Origin of the sequence: Veronia nyctiphanis, assembly GCF_004116385.1 — a bacterium.
Classification (GTDB): domain Bacteria; phylum Pseudomonadota; class Gammaproteobacteria; order Enterobacterales; family Vibrionaceae; genus Veronia; species Veronia nyctiphanis.
The window spans coordinates 1-16,498 of record NZ_PEIB01000007.1 but is presented as its reverse complement, the minus strand read 5'-3'; the positions used below and the strand labels follow the sequence as shown (position 1 = coordinate 16,498).

14 protein-coding genes are annotated in these 16,498 nt (G+C 45.0%); 3 read left to right on the top strand and 11 right to left on the bottom strand.

Translation table 11 applies throughout. The features are described 5' to 3' along the window. Positions 1 to 593 precede the first annotated feature (593 nt). The 4 genes from CS022_RS07710 to CS022_RS07695 all read right to left on the bottom strand — a co-directional run bounded on the left by CS022_RS07710 (position 594) and on the right by CS022_RS07695 (position 4,478). Positions 594 to 1,514 carry a hypothetical protein gene (locus CS022_RS07710; RefSeq protein ID WP_129121805.1) on the bottom strand — a complete coding sequence of 307 codons (921 nt, stop codon included), beginning with the start codon at positions 1,512 to 1,514 and terminating at the stop codon, positions 594 to 596. A 500-nt stretch (positions 1,515 to 2,014) separates the two neighbouring features. Beyond that, positions 2,015 to 2,350 carry a hypothetical protein gene (locus CS022_RS07705; protein ID WP_129121804.1) on the bottom strand — a complete coding sequence of 112 codons (336 nt, stop codon included), beginning with the start codon at positions 2,348 to 2,350 and terminating at the stop codon, positions 2,015 to 2,017. Positions 2,351 to 2,874: 524 nt separating this feature from the next. Beyond that, complete coding sequence (locus CS022_RS07700) at positions 2,875 to 3,852, bottom strand: LysR substrate-binding domain-containing protein (protein ID WP_129121803.1); 978 nt, start codon at positions 3,850 to 3,852, stop codon at positions 2,875 to 2,877. Positions 3,853 to 4,007: 155 nt separating this feature from the next. Further along, positions 4,008 to 4,478, bottom strand: a complete 471-nt coding sequence (locus tag CS022_RS07695) for a low molecular weight protein-tyrosine-phosphatase (RefSeq protein ID WP_129121802.1) — start codon at positions 4,476 to 4,478, stop codon at positions 4,008 to 4,010. A gap of 195 nt (positions 4,479 to 4,673) precedes the next feature. Between CS022_RS07695 and cobO the strand changes: the two genes are divergently transcribed. Next, positions 4,674 to 5,264, top strand: coding sequence for a cob(I)yrinic acid a,c-diamide adenosyltransferase (gene cobO / locus CS022_RS07690; RefSeq protein WP_129121801.1), 591 nt, complete (start codon positions 4,674 to 4,676; stop codon positions 5,262 to 5,264). Between the two features lie 81 nt (positions 5,265 to 5,345). Here cobO and CS022_RS27655 read toward each other — a convergent pair whose 3' ends face one another. The 6 genes from CS022_RS27655 to apbC form a co-directional block, all read right to left on the bottom strand. Beyond that, positions 5,346 to 5,852: a hypothetical protein gene (locus CS022_RS27655; RefSeq protein WP_328590332.1), complete on the bottom strand. Its 507-nt coding sequence runs from the start codon at positions 5,850 to 5,852 to the stop codon at positions 5,346 to 5,348. 38 nt (positions 5,853 to 5,890) lie between these two features. After that, complete coding sequence (locus tag CS022_RS27650) at positions 5,891 to 6,370, bottom strand: metal-dependent hydrolase (protein ID WP_328590331.1); 480 nt, start codon at positions 6,368 to 6,370, stop codon at positions 5,891 to 5,893. An 87-nt stretch (positions 6,371 to 6,457) separates the two neighbouring features. Beyond that, on the bottom strand, positions 6,458 to 8,650 hold the full coding sequence (locus CS022_RS07680) for an AsmA family protein (RefSeq protein ID WP_129121800.1): 2,193 nt from the start codon (positions 8,648 to 8,650) through the stop codon (positions 6,458 to 6,460). Between the two features lie 166 nt (positions 8,651 to 8,816). Beyond that, entirely contained in the window at positions 8,817 to 9,398 is a 582-nt protein-coding gene (gene dcd, locus CS022_RS07675; RefSeq protein ID WP_129121799.1) for a dCTP deaminase, read from the bottom strand. A 112-nt stretch (positions 9,399 to 9,510) separates the two neighbouring features. Continuing rightward, complete coding sequence (udk, locus tag CS022_RS07670; RefSeq protein ID WP_129121798.1) at positions 9,511 to 10,152, bottom strand: uridine kinase; 642 nt, start codon at positions 10,150 to 10,152, stop codon at positions 9,511 to 9,513. A 153-nt stretch (positions 10,153 to 10,305) separates the two neighbouring features. Further along, a complete protein-coding gene (apbC, locus tag CS022_RS07665) occupies positions 10,306 to 11,400 on the bottom strand; it encodes an iron-sulfur cluster carrier protein ApbC (protein ID WP_129121797.1) in 1,095 nt (364 codons plus the stop codon). A 163-nt stretch (positions 11,401 to 11,563) separates the two neighbouring features. Between apbC and metG the strand changes: the two genes are divergently transcribed. Together metG and CS022_RS07655 are read left to right on the top strand one after the other, a co-directional pair. Next, entirely contained in the window at positions 11,564 to 13,612 is a 2,049-nt protein-coding gene (metG, locus tag CS022_RS07660; RefSeq protein WP_129121796.1) for a methionine--tRNA ligase, read from the top strand. 206 nt (positions 13,613 to 13,818) lie between these two features. After that, positions 13,819 to 14,643, top strand: coding sequence for a hypothetical protein (locus CS022_RS07655; RefSeq protein ID WP_129121795.1), 825 nt, complete (start codon positions 13,819 to 13,821; stop codon positions 14,641 to 14,643). A gap of 52 nt (positions 14,644 to 14,695) precedes the next feature. Here CS022_RS07655 and CS022_RS07650 read toward each other — a convergent pair whose 3' ends face one another. Further along, positions 14,696 to 16,207 carry a leukocidin family pore-forming toxin gene (locus CS022_RS07650; RefSeq protein ID WP_161569594.1) on the bottom strand — a complete coding sequence of 504 codons (1,512 nt, stop codon included), beginning with the start codon at positions 16,205 to 16,207 and terminating at the stop codon, positions 14,696 to 14,698. Between the last annotated feature and the right edge of the window lie 291 nt (positions 16,208 to 16,498).

Below are 16,498 nucleotides of genomic sequence, written 5' to 3'. Positions count from 1 at the left end.
CGGCTCGTTGTTGAAGGAGTATGTATCGTGAGTTTGCCCTACCCTTCCATGAAATCTATTATCATTATCTCTAGAAGACCATCTAACAATTTGATCTTTCTTTGAGTTCATAGAAACATCACTCCTCCCCTCTTCAAATTCAAATTGTATATTTGGTGGGTAGTCACTGATTATATTTATATTTTTAGTCGGTGGCTCTCTAAAGATAACCCTATCTTCCTTGTTACGAAGACGTATCTGTGTATCGTGAAAATCCCGTCCCGCAATTATCACTGTGGGTTTAGTAGGGTCAGTCACAATTCGCCTTTCAGCTGCCGCACCTTCCCCGATCGTAGTCGGTATGCCAGGTCGCGACACGTTACGATGTCGCCAATCATTGCCATTGATCACAACAAGATTTGCCTTTTGTTTACCCGGAGCACTTTGCCTTCCTCGCCCTACATAATCACGTTCGGTTTTAAGCTCTAATTCATCAATCTTCTGGAACTCAACACCCCTGTAGTTGAAGTTATTTGATAAATTTCCCCATACTTTATAGGCAGGAGCTCTCTGACGCTCTTTTGCCGCAGGCCTGTTACTAGAAAGATCTAAATCTACGAACTATCTTCTGAACCTACTGGCCTATGCCCCCCAAATCGGTCGGCTTGTGGGTGCGACCCAAGTACAGCCTCATGGTAACGTGGAGGGACAAAACGGGTATTGTTGTTCTGATTTGCCAAAAAATCAGCCTGATGACTGTTATTCCAAACACTATCGAAGGTAAAAGGTAATCTTTGTTCATACTCATTGGCTACTGACTCAAATGTTGTTTTCTGGTCCTTCCCCGTCGCTTTTACTGCTTCATCAAATACCTGTTTTTCAATTGTGCCGACAACCGATGCATTATTCGCGCCCCATTGCGTTTTGTTATTTTGCACAGCATTAGCAATGCCAGCGGCAGCAGGAAGCGCCGCTGCAGCTGTTCCAATTGCCGTCGCAGCGCCAACCTTGCCCTTAACAGCCAACCCTCCTGCGACCAACCCGCCTACGCCACCGATGATGTTAGTAGTTGCGGAAAAGCCTTGCCCTTGAGTAATGTCATATATTCCCTTTCCAAACTGCGCACCTGAAGCGATGCCAGAGGTAAAGCCAAGAAGAGACCAAGCACGACCAGCCATCCTACTAGCGACAGCTGAACCAGCAAGTGCCGCTGCTTCGGCTCCAGCAATTGTTAGCCAAATTCCCGTATTTGCTGTATCTAGTGCGGTTTGAGTTCGTTGATAATGATCAGATTGATGCCAGTTTTGAATGCCATTGTACGCACCAAATCCTGAAGCAACACCCTGTACTGCTGGCCCTACAACGCCAGCAACGTTTGCAACCCCCCTAAGAGTACTGGTGGGTTTTTGTGTAGGGACCGGGGGGGTTCTGTGCTGCGGCGGTATGTTATTAGGCCTAGTAGGAGGATTCGTAAATTGATCGTGATTTATCAGCCCATTCTGCAAAGGTGCTCGATTAGGACTAGTATCATTCATAAATTGACCGTAGCTTATACGTCCAGACTGCAAATTATTTGCTCGGTTAGGACTATTACTTGGTGACGGTTGGGCTCTTTGCTGCGTCGGTCTGTTATTATCCCTAGGAGGATTCATAAATTGATCGTGAGTTATCTGCCCATGCTGCAAAGGTGCTCGATTAGGACTACTACTTGGCTGTCGTCTTGGTGGTGGCGTTTCCGGCTCCCTTTGGTTGGCTTGAATTTGGTCGTGGACGTCTTGCACAGCCCAACCATTAATAAAACCTTGCCCAAGAGCCGATAGAGTATTTTGTGCTTGTTCCGTACCAGAAGCGTTGGGATCCGCAAAAGCAGTGACTGTGTTACCGATTGCATTAATCTGAGCAAAAGGACGTGCAATATGCCTTACGTTGGCTCCCTGAGGTTTGTTCTCTCCTTTCCCCCTTGCCCAATCAGAAGAAACACCTACTGCAAAAGGTGCGTTATTTACGGTATTGAGGCTATTACTAATCCCTTGCGTCAGCTGAAGGTGGTTTTGCCCTCCACCACTTTGGGTACTCTGAGCAATAGAATTTTGTACAGCTGAGAGTATTGGGTTGCGATGATGACCGCTGGATGATTCTTGCCAGAGGTTTTTTCCTTGTCTAGCCGCCCTAGCTTTATTCTCATTTTCTCGGTGGGCCGTCTCAGCATGTCTGGCGTTTTCGTTCGCGTGCTTGATGGACGTTTTTTTCTTCTTCCTCCAGTATTTTCTGAAGAGCTATTCCCATTGTTTCGTTCATTGCTAGAAGTATTTTCGCTAACCTTAGATGCATCTTTTTGGTAAAAGCCCGCTCTTTCTAATGTGCTACTCATAAATTCACTCCATTTAGATAATTCATCTTGGGTTAACTTAGTGATTATTAAATAACAATAGAAATGGTGAATTTTTATTATTTGATAAGTTATTTTATTAGTGATTGATAAATATCTTATTCAGACATTAAAACAAAATTTCAATTACATTATTTGGAACTAGTATCACTTTTCATTATTTAGATAGGTTTGAATTAGATGCATTTTTCATCAAGAAAATAGTTAATTTTTATTATTTGATAAGTTATTTTATTAGTGATTGACAAATATATTATTCAGACATTAAAACAAAATTTCAATTACATTATTTGGAACTAGTATCACTTTTCATTATTTAGATAGGTTTGAATTAGATGCATTTTTCATCAAGAAAATAGTTAATTTTTATTATCGATTTAATAATTAATTTATTCTGATATTAGAAAAAACACTCAATTATATTAATTGTGGCAAATAGCATATTTTTCTTGATTAGGTGGGTGTGAGTTAGATGCATTTTTCATTAAACACATCTAACTCGACGGTTAGTAGACAGGCAGCTCAATACCATCAAACAAGCGTTCTAGCTTCTCACTGCTCTGCTGTTGCATCAGTACATTCTCCATCAGGCTTTTCGTAAGATGAGGAGAAAAAGAGGATAGAAAATCATACATGTAGTTTTGCAGCAGTATGTCTTTACTGAAACAAATCCAGGCTTTACACGGCTCAAACAGATGATCGAGGTTAATGTACTTCAACCCTGTGTTATCGATATCTCTCGCGGCAAGCGTGGAAATAATACCGATACCAAATCCAAGCTGAACGTAGCGCTTGATCACATCAGCATCCATTACCGTCATAAAGTAATTAGGCGTAACGCCTGCGTCAGCAAATGCCGCATCCTGAACCTGCCGGCCTGTGGCACTCGGCTCATAGCTCAGTATTGGATACTCTGAAAGCTGCTCTAGCGACGGTTGATCAATCTCAGCAAGCGGATGATCCTCAGGCACGACAAGCCCCAACGTCCAAAGGTACGCAGGTAACATCACTAAATCATTATCCATACCGACATCATGTGCCACGATAGAGAAATCGGAATGGCCTTTACTGATAACACCTTTGGTTTGCAAAGGCATTGTAGGATGCAGATGAAAGTTAATGTTCGGGTACTTCTGCGTGAAGTACGAAACGCTACTTGGTAGCAGATACCGCGCAATGGTATGCGTGGTGTAGATGTTCAGCGTACCTATGCTTGGGTCAAGGTGCTCATTCGCTAACGCTTTAATCTTTTGCTCAAGCGCCAACATGCGTTCTACCTGATCGAGAATCTTTTCACCAATTGGCGTGATACCGCTGAGGTTCTTGCCCCGACGTTCAAAGATACGAACACCTAGCTCTTTCTCAAGCAAGCCAACCTGCTTGCTAACGCCGGGCTGGGTCGTAAACATAGACTGAGAGGCGGCAGAGACATTGAGGTTGTTATCCTTAATCGCCTTCAAATATTTTAGTTGTTGCAGTTTCAATCTCTTACCTCTTGTTCCAGAAAGAGCGGCTTCTTTTGAGAGTATAAGAGGCACGGCTCACAAACAAGCAATTATGAGGGAAAAACAGGGGTTAATCCTACGTGTTAGCAGTAGACGTACATTTTATACGCATTAATCTGCCACCAACAATACGATCAATCCTTCTCCAGTCTGTTGAGAATACAGTCAGACGCTTCTTCGATCAGGTCAAGCACATCCTCAAAACCCCGACTTCCACCAAAGTAAGGATCGGGGATCTCATCCACATGCCCATTACCATGGCTCAAAAATAAGCTGACTTTATGCTTCGATTCTTGCGGGCACATCGCCAGTAGATCTTTCAGGTTATCCTTGTCTGCCGCCAGAATCATATCAAACTGGCTGAAATCTTTTGTAACGACAGGGCGCGATTTCATTCCCTTAAAACTATACCCTCGCCCCTCTCCCGCCAATACCGAGCGCGGGTCTGGCGCGTTGCCCTCGTGATAATTGATTGTTCCGGCGGAATCCACAATCAACTCAAGACCACGTTCTGCAGCCCGCTTTTTCAGAACCGCCTCACCTGTCGGTGAGCGACAGATATTTCCCATGCACACAACCAGCACTGACGGGGTTTTGATTTCCATGATCGATTCGCTTCCTTCCTATCACTTCTATGTTTTATTTTACCTTGCATATCGTCCGAATACATCGAATCACAACGAGTATGTCAAAATCGACACGCTGAACACAACGCTTACTGGCACCTACGAGGTAACCTCCGTTATCATGTGCTCAGCATTGTTTTGATTATTCCCCGAACTTAAAGGATTTGTTCTCCCATGAGTGATGAGCGTTATAAAGCCCGCCAAAGTAAAATCAAAGAAAAAGTTGATGAAAAAGTTGCCGCTGCTCAGATTGAAAAAGGCTTACTGCTTGTCATTACAGGTAATGGAAAAGGCAAATCAACCTCTGGATTCGGTATGGTTGCCCGTGCAACCGGACACGGCCAAAAGTGTGGTGTTGCTCAATTCATCAAAGGTAACTGGGAATGCGGTGAGCGTAATCTGTTAGCCAATAATGGAGTGGATTTTCACGTTATGGCGACAGGCTTTACGTGGGATACACAAGATAAGACCGCCGACACAGATGCTGCACAGCTTGTCTGGCAGGAGTGTAAGAAAATGCTCTCCGACCCTGCCTATGATGTGATACTGCTTGATGAGCTGACTTATATGGTGACCTATGACTATATCGCGTTAGACGAAGTTGTAGAGGCTTTAAATAACCGCCCGGCAGAACAGTCTGTCATCATTACGGGAAGAGCCGCGCACCGTACATTGGTTGAACTGGCAGATACTGTCTCTGAAGTGCGCAGTATCAAACATGCCTTTGAATCAGGCGTAAAAGCCCGTAAGGGAATTGATTGGTAACTGAAGTATTACCTAATAAAAAGGGCTGCACGAAGCAGCCTTTTTTGTCTTTAAATACTATTTGGATCGACATGATCCTATTCAGTCGTAACAATCAAATCGATTACAGAGTCTTGCATCTATATCTTGTTTTCCTAACAATCTCATCCACAACGCCGGAATCGTACGAGGCACAATAATGCCTGGGTCCAGTTGAGTGGGGTGTACTTCCTGCCATTGACCATCGGCCGCTTTATCAGCAACGACAAAGCGAAACGGGTGGTACATTGCCATACCAAGCCTAATATCCGTCGCCGTTAATGTATCGCCTTCCTCCTGATAACGCACAAAGCCATCAGTAAATGCTTCAAATTTCTGAATCCGTAATGGCTTATCAGATAAAGGCCACTTACCCGCCTTTTGCTTCATCCAACTAATACGTTTGTCGTCATCTAGCAGTGAAACCAAGGCTTCCCACTGTTGTTCATCATCACGGACAATCACCCGCCACAACACAGTATTGAGAGGTGTTGGCGATAAAAAAATAGGCTTATCGGCCATTTCAGTGCCTGCGAGCTCCTGTTCGACCTGTTCCTGAATTGTCTCCATCGCAAACACTGACCAAAGCAAATAGGCAGAAGAAATAATCAAACCCACGGAGCACAATCGGGCAGCACGCTACGCCAGATCAACGCACCCACCAGCGTAATCAGGAGGGGTAATGTATAAGCTGGGTCAATAATGAAAATACTCGATACCGATATCGGTTCGGGGAAGATAGGCCAGAAGAAACGAGTTCCGTAACTGGTGAACGCATCCAGCATCGGGTGCGTCGTCAATATCAGCAGGCAAAATGCAAAGACATGCCCCAAGGACCAAGACGTCGCCGTTAACCGTTTCCAAAGCCACGCTAAAACGGCTGAAAATGGCGCAAGAACAAAAATCGAATGGCTAAAACCGCGATGGCCAATCATGTCACTGATAGGATCGCCGTGCTGAAGCACCACATCCATATCAGGTAATGTCCCTAACAATGCCCCTGCGAGGAGGTGTTTAGGGCGACACTTTTTTCCTGCAACGACACCGGCAACAGTGGCACCGAGTGCCGCCTGAGTGACTGAATCCATATCTGGGTAACTTCCTGTGTTTCAGCAAAGCGCGTTATTGTACTGACAGCTTGAAGTCTTGTCAGTATTTAAACGCGCGTTTATGAATTAATTAAACAGCCCTTTCAATAGCTTATCCGCAAGATCCTTCGTTTCGTCTTCACCGACCTTGTCACCGAGCAGTTTCTTCAGACCGCGTTCGGCTTCTTTACGGGCTTTATCCTCAAGTTTTTTACTGGCATTGGCTTTTAAAAGCGTCTTGAAATCGATGTTGTAGTCTGGCGCCTGCCATGTGCCGAACACATTAACCGGAATAGTGACGTCTTTTAGCTCATCAATGTCTTTACCACCCTGCCCTTTGCTTGTCTCCACAACGGACACAAACACATCAAAATCGAGGGTCTCTTTGACCAGCGATGTCTGCCCTTCACTACGCACCCTGACGAGCGGAGCTTCCAATTTGACATTGTTGGTAGAAGCAACACCTTTACCCAGTTTAAAGGTCGCTGTTAGGCCGCTGAAATCTGTTTTTCTCTCTTCTTTCACGTAGTCGGCTTTTTGTCCTTTTATCGCCGCTCTCGCTTCACGAATCATTTCGGCCACATTGATACCTTTCACCGCACCATCAGCAAGATTCAGATCAACAGTGCCAGTGATGCCACTTCTCAGCTTTTTCTCCGAGAGACCTACACCGCGAACATTGGCCGTGACGTTGCCTTTACCCGCCAAGATATCTTGCTGAGCCGCATCCATCAGCAAAGGTTGAATCTGAATGCTTTTGGCACTGAAATTGACGCTATGACTTGCGATCGCTTTTCTGGCATCCAGTTTCGCTTTGGCTAACACAGTCCCCTCATACAATTTCGCGTTGAACTGCTTAATAGATACCAAGCCACGATTTACAGCCAGATCCAATGCGACATCGGAAACCTTAACATTTGCTGCCTTCAGCTTGCCCAGCGTAAATTGACCGGCAAGGTCTAGGCCTTTCAAAGCTGACAAATCAGGCTCAACGTCAGAGACTGGCTTTTTGGCGACGCTCTCTTTGGTGCCTTCGGCTCTATCGTTTTCAGAACGACCTTCTTGTTCGTCCGAGACAGGTGGTGTTTCGCTAGACTTACTTTTGAGGCCCAAGAATGCATCCAAATCAACATCGTTGCTTGAGAGCGCAAAGCGAATGGCAGGAATATCGTTAAGTGTCACATTGGCATTACCGTTAACCTCAATATTATCCGCCGTTAGTGACAGTGAACTGAGGTCTGCCCTTTTTTTGTTAAGGTCGTACGCCGCATCACCCATGAATGCCACTTTCATGGCTTTCTTCGGCAATGCATCACCTGCCAAGTCAGCACTCAGTTCGATGCCTGTCGCACTGACGAGGGTCATCGCTGAGTTCAGGCTAAAAGAAAGCTCGCCTGCGCTGTCAAACGACATACCCGAGGCTTCACCCTTTGCCGAAAAACGTGTCTTGGACACAGAGCCTAGCGCGAGCTGATCAATATCAATACTGGCGCTATCCAGTCGCATAGCGGCATCATTTAGGTCGGCATTAAAGGTCAAATCTTTTAACTGGCTTTCCATTATCTCTTGCGCAAGTTTCGCCTCTACGGCCCCTTTAGCGGCGAAACGCATCGTGTTCTGCTTACCCTGAATATCAAATGCAATAGGTACCCACTCACCAAACTTCACTTCGCCAATCGTCAGGTTCATGTCCGACAGTTCAGTAAGAGATGCCGCTTTATCGTCACGAAGGACTGCGCTGGCATTGAGCAACTCAACACCTTTGACTTCGATTTTCCACGCTAAAGCTGGCTCATTACTTGGGGACTTTTCAGTAGCTTGATTTTCCGTGTTAGAGCTTTCCTTCGTCGGGCTTTGCGCACTTTCGGTGGAGGAAGCAGAGGGTGATGTCGCGCTCATGCCATCAAAATTACTTTCCCCGTTGGCAAGCGTCTGAATATACACCCTTGAATCTTTCAGGCTAACAAGGCCGACTTCTAACGTATCAGATAACAACGGCATTACCGCCACAGACATTTCAGCGTGACCGATACTGATCAAGTCAGACTCAGCAAAGCCCTGAGGATTTTTTAGGGCAAGCTTGTCGATAGAGAAACCGAGACTTGGCCAGAACCGCCAACTGATGTCTCCCTCAATCACCAGATCACGATTGATTTGATTTTTAACCTGCTCGACCAGCAGAGGCTTGAATTGATTCGGGTTGATGACATTAACCAGAATCACGACGCCAACAATAAGCGCAACGAACAAGCCGACAATGACTGATAGTATTTTTTTCATGACGAGAAAATCATCCTTTCGCTGCGAATAAAGAGCAGCAAGCTAATAATGGAAACTGATAAATTTTTCTCACCATACCAGATAGTAAACGTGCTGCACTCTCCCAAAAATAAAAAAACGGCTGACCTCGCAGCCAACCGTCATTTTTGCCTTGCCTGTGTCTCAATTAATCTTCATTAATCTTAGAAGCAACAGCACCTTGTTGATTCTTATACTTGGCATTATCGCGCTTGTTATAAGGGCGGTCGGCTTCACCAGACATTTTCTCAAAGCTCAGTGCGCCAATCGGCATTTTAGGTCTCAGTGCCAACGGCAAACGACCACTGTTATAAAACTCAAGAACAATTTTACCTGACCAACCCGGATCAATACGGTGTGCTGTGACGTGCACCATCAATCCCAGACGGGCCAATGATGAACGACCATCTAGCCAACCAACAATATCGGCGGGTAACGTCACAGATTCGTGAGTAACCGCCAATGCTAACTGCCCCGGATGTAGATAAAACGACTCGCCGTCATCGACGTGAATTTCTTCACTCATGACTTTTTCAAGCTGTGCCGATACCTGCTCTTTTGGACCAGAGAGGTCAATATATGGCGCACCGTGATCATTAAATACGCGAAATTCATTACCCAGAGAGACATCCACAGTTACACCTGAAATAGACGCCACATCCGGGCGGGGCTCAATAACGATCTTCCCCTGATCGAGGTGTTCTACGATATGCCTGTCGCATAATCTCATTGCGCAACTCCTGAAAAATATAAATCGATACCTGCTGGCACACTATTTTGACGAAGAATGATGACGGTTCCAGAGGTAAATAGAGAAAAAGCCGGATTAATCCGGCTTTTTATTATGCTTTGAGCAGTTTGGCAATATGTGCTTTCAACACATCGATTGCTATCCTGTTTTTTCCGCCCCGTGGCACGATAATATCAGCATACTGTTTAGACGGTTCAATAAATTGAAGAAACATGGGACGAACTGTCTTTTGGTATTGCTCTAATACTGTTTCCATGGTTCGACTCCGCTCTGTCACATCGCGGCTAACCCGGCGAAGCAGACAGATATCGAGCGGTGTGTCCATAAAAATGGTGGCATGCATTAATTCGCGCAGGCGCGGGTCAGTCAGCAACAAGATACCTTCAAGAATGATCACTTTCTTCGGTGTCATCGTCGTGGTATCTGCCATACGCGTGTGTTCAGCATAGCTATACTGCGGGACTTCTACAGATTTTCCTTCCATTAACTCAGACAAGTGCTGGCACAGAAGATCGTGGTCAAAAGCCTGTGGATGATCGTAGTTGGTTTTAGTGCGCTCTTCGAGGCTCAAATGGCTTTGATCGCGATAATACCTGTCTTCAGTGATCACACCAATCTGGTGATCGCCTACTTTTTCTTTCAGTTCCTGATAGATAGTTCTTGCAATCAGGCTTTTACCTGAAGCAGAAGCGCCTGCAATGCCGATAATCACACACTGGCTATTGTCACTCATAAATGCATACCCGGAAAATATGTAGCGAGGAGAAAATAAAACCGCCTGATTATAGGGAGTTGAATTCCTTTTCGCCACAAAAATAAGACTTAGAGCACATTATCTTTGTCAGATGTGCATATTTTAGACATATTTCTTCGACAAATAATATATTCAATCGGTGAATTTCACCGCTATTTGTTCTGCCTCTGTCTCTCCTTGCCAATATAGCCGGCTGGCAACAGAGAGCGCGAGTTCACGATAAATTTGGCTGTGAATATCGTCTTCACGCGCAGCGACCGTAGGCTTGCCATTATCAATGTCTTCTCTTATCGATACATGCAGAGGAATTTTGGCGAGTAGTGCGATTCCCTGCTCCTGCGCCAGTTTCTCAGCACCACCATGACCGAAAATGTCTTCTTGATGACCGCATTGGCTGCAAACGTGATAACTCATATTTTCAATCACACCGACGACAGGCACTTCGACCTTGTTAAACATGATGATGCCTTTATTGGCATCCGCCAGTGCAAGATCTTGAGGCGTGGTGACTACAATCGCACCGGTGACAGGAAATTGCTGCGCAAGGCTGAGCTGGATATCACCTGTACCCGGTGGCATGTCGACAACCAGATAATCCAGTGATGGCCAGTTCGTTTCATTTATCAACTGCCCGAAAGCTTTCGATGCCATAGGACCACGCCATACCATAGCGTTATCTTCAGGCACTAAATATCCAATTGAATTAGAGAACAAACCGTGCGCTTCAATTGGCTCCATCATCTTGCCGTCATGGGAAATTGGCTGTTTTCCCGTGGTACCTAACATCAGAGGCACTGACGGCCCATAGATATCCGCATCCAAAATGCCAACTTTGGCACCTTGCGCTAAGAGCGCCAATGCAAGGTTCACCGAGGTCGTCGATTTACCCACACCGCCTTTGGCTGAGCTGACCACGATAATATTCTTCACACCACGGATCTTGGTTTTTTCCCCTGATTTTAGCGTCGCCACCTTTTGGCTGACCTCAAAAACCAACGACTCAGGGAATTCGGCGTTGTTGGCATCAAGCCATTGCGCCAGCTCCGACCTGATATCGAGGCTGGCAAAAGGAAGAATGACTTGGGCGATGTTTTTATCTTCATTCAAAGAAACAATACCGGGTTGCTCTGACCATCCCTCCACTAACATCGGATGGTGGAATTCTCTGAGTGATGATGTAACGGCAGCAAGATCCACTGGCTGGTTTTTATTTCGTCCAAAAAACATGGTCGGCGACGACTCCTTTATCTCTTTCGCAGTTGCACCCTACTGCGGCTATCAGGCGGAAAACAGAGAGGATTCACTGACTCCGTCTAGGCATTCTACCCTGTATCAGGTAAGATTCGACGATTACTTAGATTAACCCTGTCAAAAGCGAATTATCTGAATTATGGCTGCAAATCCTAGAAAAATTCTGGTTACCTGTGCTCTGCCTTATGCAAATGGCTCTATCCACCTCGGCCACATGTTGGAACATATCCAAGCTGACGTGTGGGTCCGCTACCAGCGCCTGCGTGGCAACACCGTAAACTTCATCTGTGCTGATGATGCACACGGTACCCCAATCATGCTGAAAGCCCAGCAATTGGGCATCGAGCCAGAAGCAATGATTGCAGACATGCAAAAAGAGCATCAGACTGATTTCGCGGGTTTTGACATCAGTTACAACAACTACCATAGCACTCACAGCGAAGAAAACCGCGAACTGGCGTCTCACATCTATACGCAGCTCAAAAACAATGGCTACATCAACAGTCGTACCATTTCTCAGCTGTTTGACCCAGAAAAGGAAATGTTCCTGCCGGACCGTTTCGTCAAAGGCACCTGCCCGAAGTGTAAGGCCGAAGACCAGTATGGCGATAACTGCGACAACTGCGGTGAGACTTACAGCCCAACCGATCTGCTGAATCCAAAATCAGCGGTGAGTGGCGCGACACCAGTCATGAAAGACTCTGTGCACTTCTTCTTCGATCTTCCACAGTTTGGAGACATGCTGAAAGCGTGGACCACATCTGGCGCACTGCAAGAAGAAATGGCCAACAAAATGAATGAATGGTTCGAGTCAGGCCTTCAGCAGTGGGATATCTCTCGCGATGCGCCGTACTTCGGGTTTGAAATTCCGGGTGAGCCAGGCAAATACTTTTACGTTTGGCTGGATGCTCCGATTGGCTATATGGGCTCATTCAAGAACTACTGTGACAAAACCGACGGCGTCAATTTCGATGAATACTGGAAAGTAGACAGCGATGCTGAACTTTACCACTTCATCGGAAAAGATATCGTCTACTTCCACAGCCTGTTCTGGCCAGCAATGCTGGAAGGTGCGGGATTCCGCAAACCAACCAACGTGTTCGTTCATGGTTATGTCACCGTTAACGGTGCAAAGATGTCGAAATCAAAGGGCACTTTTATTAAAGCGAGCACCTACCTTAAGCACCTCGACCCGGAGTGCTTACGCTATTACTACACAGCCAAGCTCAATAACCGTATCGACGATCTTGATCTGAACCTTGATGACTTTGTTCAACGTGTGAATTCAGACATCGTCAACAAGCTGGTAAACCTTGCCTCTCGAAATGCTGGTTTTATTACCAAACGTTTTGATGGTGAGCTTTCAGCAGATGTTGCAGAGCCTGCTCTTTATGCTGAATTTGCCGGCGCCGCAGACCGTATTGGCGAGCTGTTCGAGAACCGTGAATTCAGCCGTGCTATTCGTGAAATTATGGCGCTCGCTGACAAGGCCAATCAATACGTTGACGAAAAAGCACCATGGGTTATCGCTAAAGAAGAAGGCAAAGACGCTGAGTTGCAGGCCATCTGCTCTATGGGCATCAACCTGTTCCGCGTATTAATGGCCTACCTCAAACCGGTTATGCCTGAACTGGCTGAGCGCTCAGAAGCGTTTCTGAACGAGACGTTGACTTGGGATGGTGTCGCAACCGCGCTGACGTCTCACAAGATCAGTAAGTTCAAAGCCTTGTTCAGCCGCATTGACCCGAAAAATGTGGAAGCGTTGATTGAAGCATCGAAAGAAGATGCTGCAGCAGAAAAAGCAGTTGCCGAGAAAGCCGCTGAAAGTGCGAAAAGCCCTCTGGAAGCAGAACCAATTGCAGATGAAATCGAATTCGATGACTTTGCAAAAGTCGACTTACGCATCGCTAAGATTGTGTCGTGTGAATCAGTACCAAAAGCCAACAAACTGCTCAAATTCCAGCTGGATATTGGCGGTGAAACACGTCAGGTATTCTCTGGCATCAAATCCGCTTATCAACCTGAAGACTTGGTCGGCAAATACACCGTCGTTGTCGCTAACCTGAAACCTCGTAAAATGAAATTTGGTATGTCAGAGGGAATGATTCTCGCTGCGGGCCCAGGTGGTAAAGATTTGTGGTTGCTTGAGCCACACGAAGGCGCTCAGGCAGGAATGCGAGTGATGTAATTCGCTGATTTGATGATAAAAACAAAGGAGCCTAACTGAGCTCCTTTTTTATGTGCGTTTCATTTTTTCCCATACTGGTGCATCTTTGCGCCATTTTCACCCCTTACTTCTGACTTAGTTATTGAAAGCTACACATTTTCAATGACTTAAATTTGGCACTGTTCATGCTGCTTTCTCATTAGTTTTTCTGATGAGGAATAAAGACAATGAATACGCAATCACTTTTCTCAGCATGGTTGAAACGGTCTGTGTCAAACCTTCTGAAGTCTCTCAACGCACCTGACAAACAGAAAGTCCAACAAAAGCAGCTGTTACGTCTAAGACAACTCCTCATCAATCTTCACGAACTTTCTCAATTGCCGCAGGAAGGAAACAACGCACAACACAGATTGGCGTATAAGAGTATGCTCAAAATCTGCAATAAGCTCATTAGGGACTGTCATAAAAGACAGTTACTTATGTTTCGTGTACTAAGAGGGAGAATTCATACTACACTCAATGAACTTGAAGACAAAAGCTGTGACAAATGGCTTGGCGCATCGCGAAAACTTAACGAGCAGCTGGTTTACATTATCGATGAGGTCATTCACCCTTACCTGCTGGGTGAGTATAGGGAAACCGACTACTTTGACTACACCCTGTTTTGGCAGTGTTGGATGGACTGTAAAGAGACTCAGTTCCGGCTTGAACGTGCAATCTTGCGTTATGAGCATAAAGCCGTAGCGTCTTGCCAGTCCGTCAACTTGCAGAGCAAGGTGTTATTGAAACGTATTTTCCAACTCCATGACGCTGCATTAATCAAAGACAAAAGAAAGCTCGATAGCATTGCCAACAGACTGACCGCGCTGACAGAGCTCACCGGCGAACAGACAAAAAGCAAAATGATGATGCTGACAGAAGCAAGTGAAGAACTGGAAACCCATATGTTCAAAATGTTTGACGCAAACCTGTTAGCCATTATCGGTATCGAACATCAGCTGAAAACTGCTTCACTCTCGGTATTTAAGACACATACCAAGCAATCATCTTGAATTGCAGTCATGTCGTGTGAACGAAAAAGCCGGGCAGTCCCGGCTTTTTGCTTTAGTCTGTCACGGTCTCATCTGAGAAGACACCCTTGTTCCAATCAATATCAAAAGACGTATTGAGCGCAACGTTTGTTACATGTTCATCAGTAATCTTAGTTACTCGAAGAAGTGGGTAGTACGAAGTAGCAAGCAAAGACATTACCCCCACGGAGCCCTCTATATCAAAAGTAGATATTCCCTCTTTATCCGGGCTAGCTTCAAATGATGCGCTGAAACCCGGAACAAAGTTTTTGTGGGAAATCGCAGAGAACATTTTTAAATTGAACGCCCCTTTTTCCCAAAAGCCACCTGTAAACTTACACATGACGCCATGGTCTCGCCTCTTCAACCAATCGCACTTGTTGAGACCGTACTTTCGGTTCCATGTCCAAGCAGCCCTTTCAGGTTTATACCCAGATTGGTTTTCAAGTGTATATTCATTGGTTACTACTGTGATTGTTCTCTGGTGAGTATACGAGTAGTTGACAGACGCACTAACGTCACCACCACCACTTCCTCCAGAACTGCCACCGCTTCCATTAGCACCTGCACTCAGAGAAACGCCAACCGTAAATCCGTTAGTCTCGCTGCGAGTTGTATCAGGGTTGGCTTGGCTGGGCGTATGTCCAATCAATTCGATATCAATATCGTTTGTTCCGACCGAGAACGAATAGTTATCTGCAAAAGGAGAAAGTAAAGTCTGTGAGACGTTTACTGTTTTCTCATGCAACGTATTAGTCAAATGTATTCCCGTACCGCCGGACTCTGGAAGCACTGAGACACGAACATATTTTTTATTTTCAGCAACGCCACTGATGCCATTCACACCTTCAGATCTCACTAAGTCGACGGTATATCTGATGTTCGAGTTTGCTTTCCCTCCACACACATCTTCTCCAGGCCCTCTAAACTCATGATGTCCCTTCCACCAGTTGTACTCTAATGAAGGCGTTATACATCTTATGTTGTATTTTTTAGCCTTCACCGTAAACGTGTATGAATTTGTCTCAGATTGCCCTTCAGGTAAGCCAACGATAGGACCTGAAGCACTATTTCGTGTCAAAGATTTAGCGAATTGGTAGGTTGAATCTCTTGATTTTTCCTTGCTTGCTTCATTAACAGCAGCAGAAATGGTTTTTTTGGTTGCTGCTGAGGATAAGATATTGTTATACGGTGTCGAGTCATCACCCTCTACATTGATGGTTTCGAAATCAAGCTGGCCGTTTACCATTCTTGCCAATACAAATGGACTTGCAAAGCCAACACCTAAAATATTCCTGGTATTTTCTTTCGCTGAATCAGCATTATAAGCATCACTATTATCAATAACTAGGGTATAACCTTTGCTGAGCTTATCTCGTATAAGCCTTATATCACTGGAATTAACTTGTTCGCTATTAACATATACAGAGTTTGAATCTGTAATTAATCGCTTACCAAGAAATGAATCATTCCCAAATTGTGTTGTTCCATAAACTGATGATGAGGAGAGTGCCGCTGCTACAAATGAAGATAATACGATTTTCATTATAACCACCATAAATTAAGGAGTCTTTGGTACAAAAATAAGCGCCATTTTGAAAAATCTTTACCTAAGAGAAGGTTAAGCACTTTATTTACGCACCCGATGTCAGTGAAATAAACATTCCAAACGCAGTTAAATGTATATGAATCTAGTTGATTGTCTATGGGTAAAAAAACTCTAATGAGATGAGGGAGTTTTTATTTTTCAATAACTTAATAACTTTATGGGAGCAGTTAGAAGATGTTTGATTAGTTTTTCTTAATATAAATAATTTTATTTCTTATTTTCAAATTA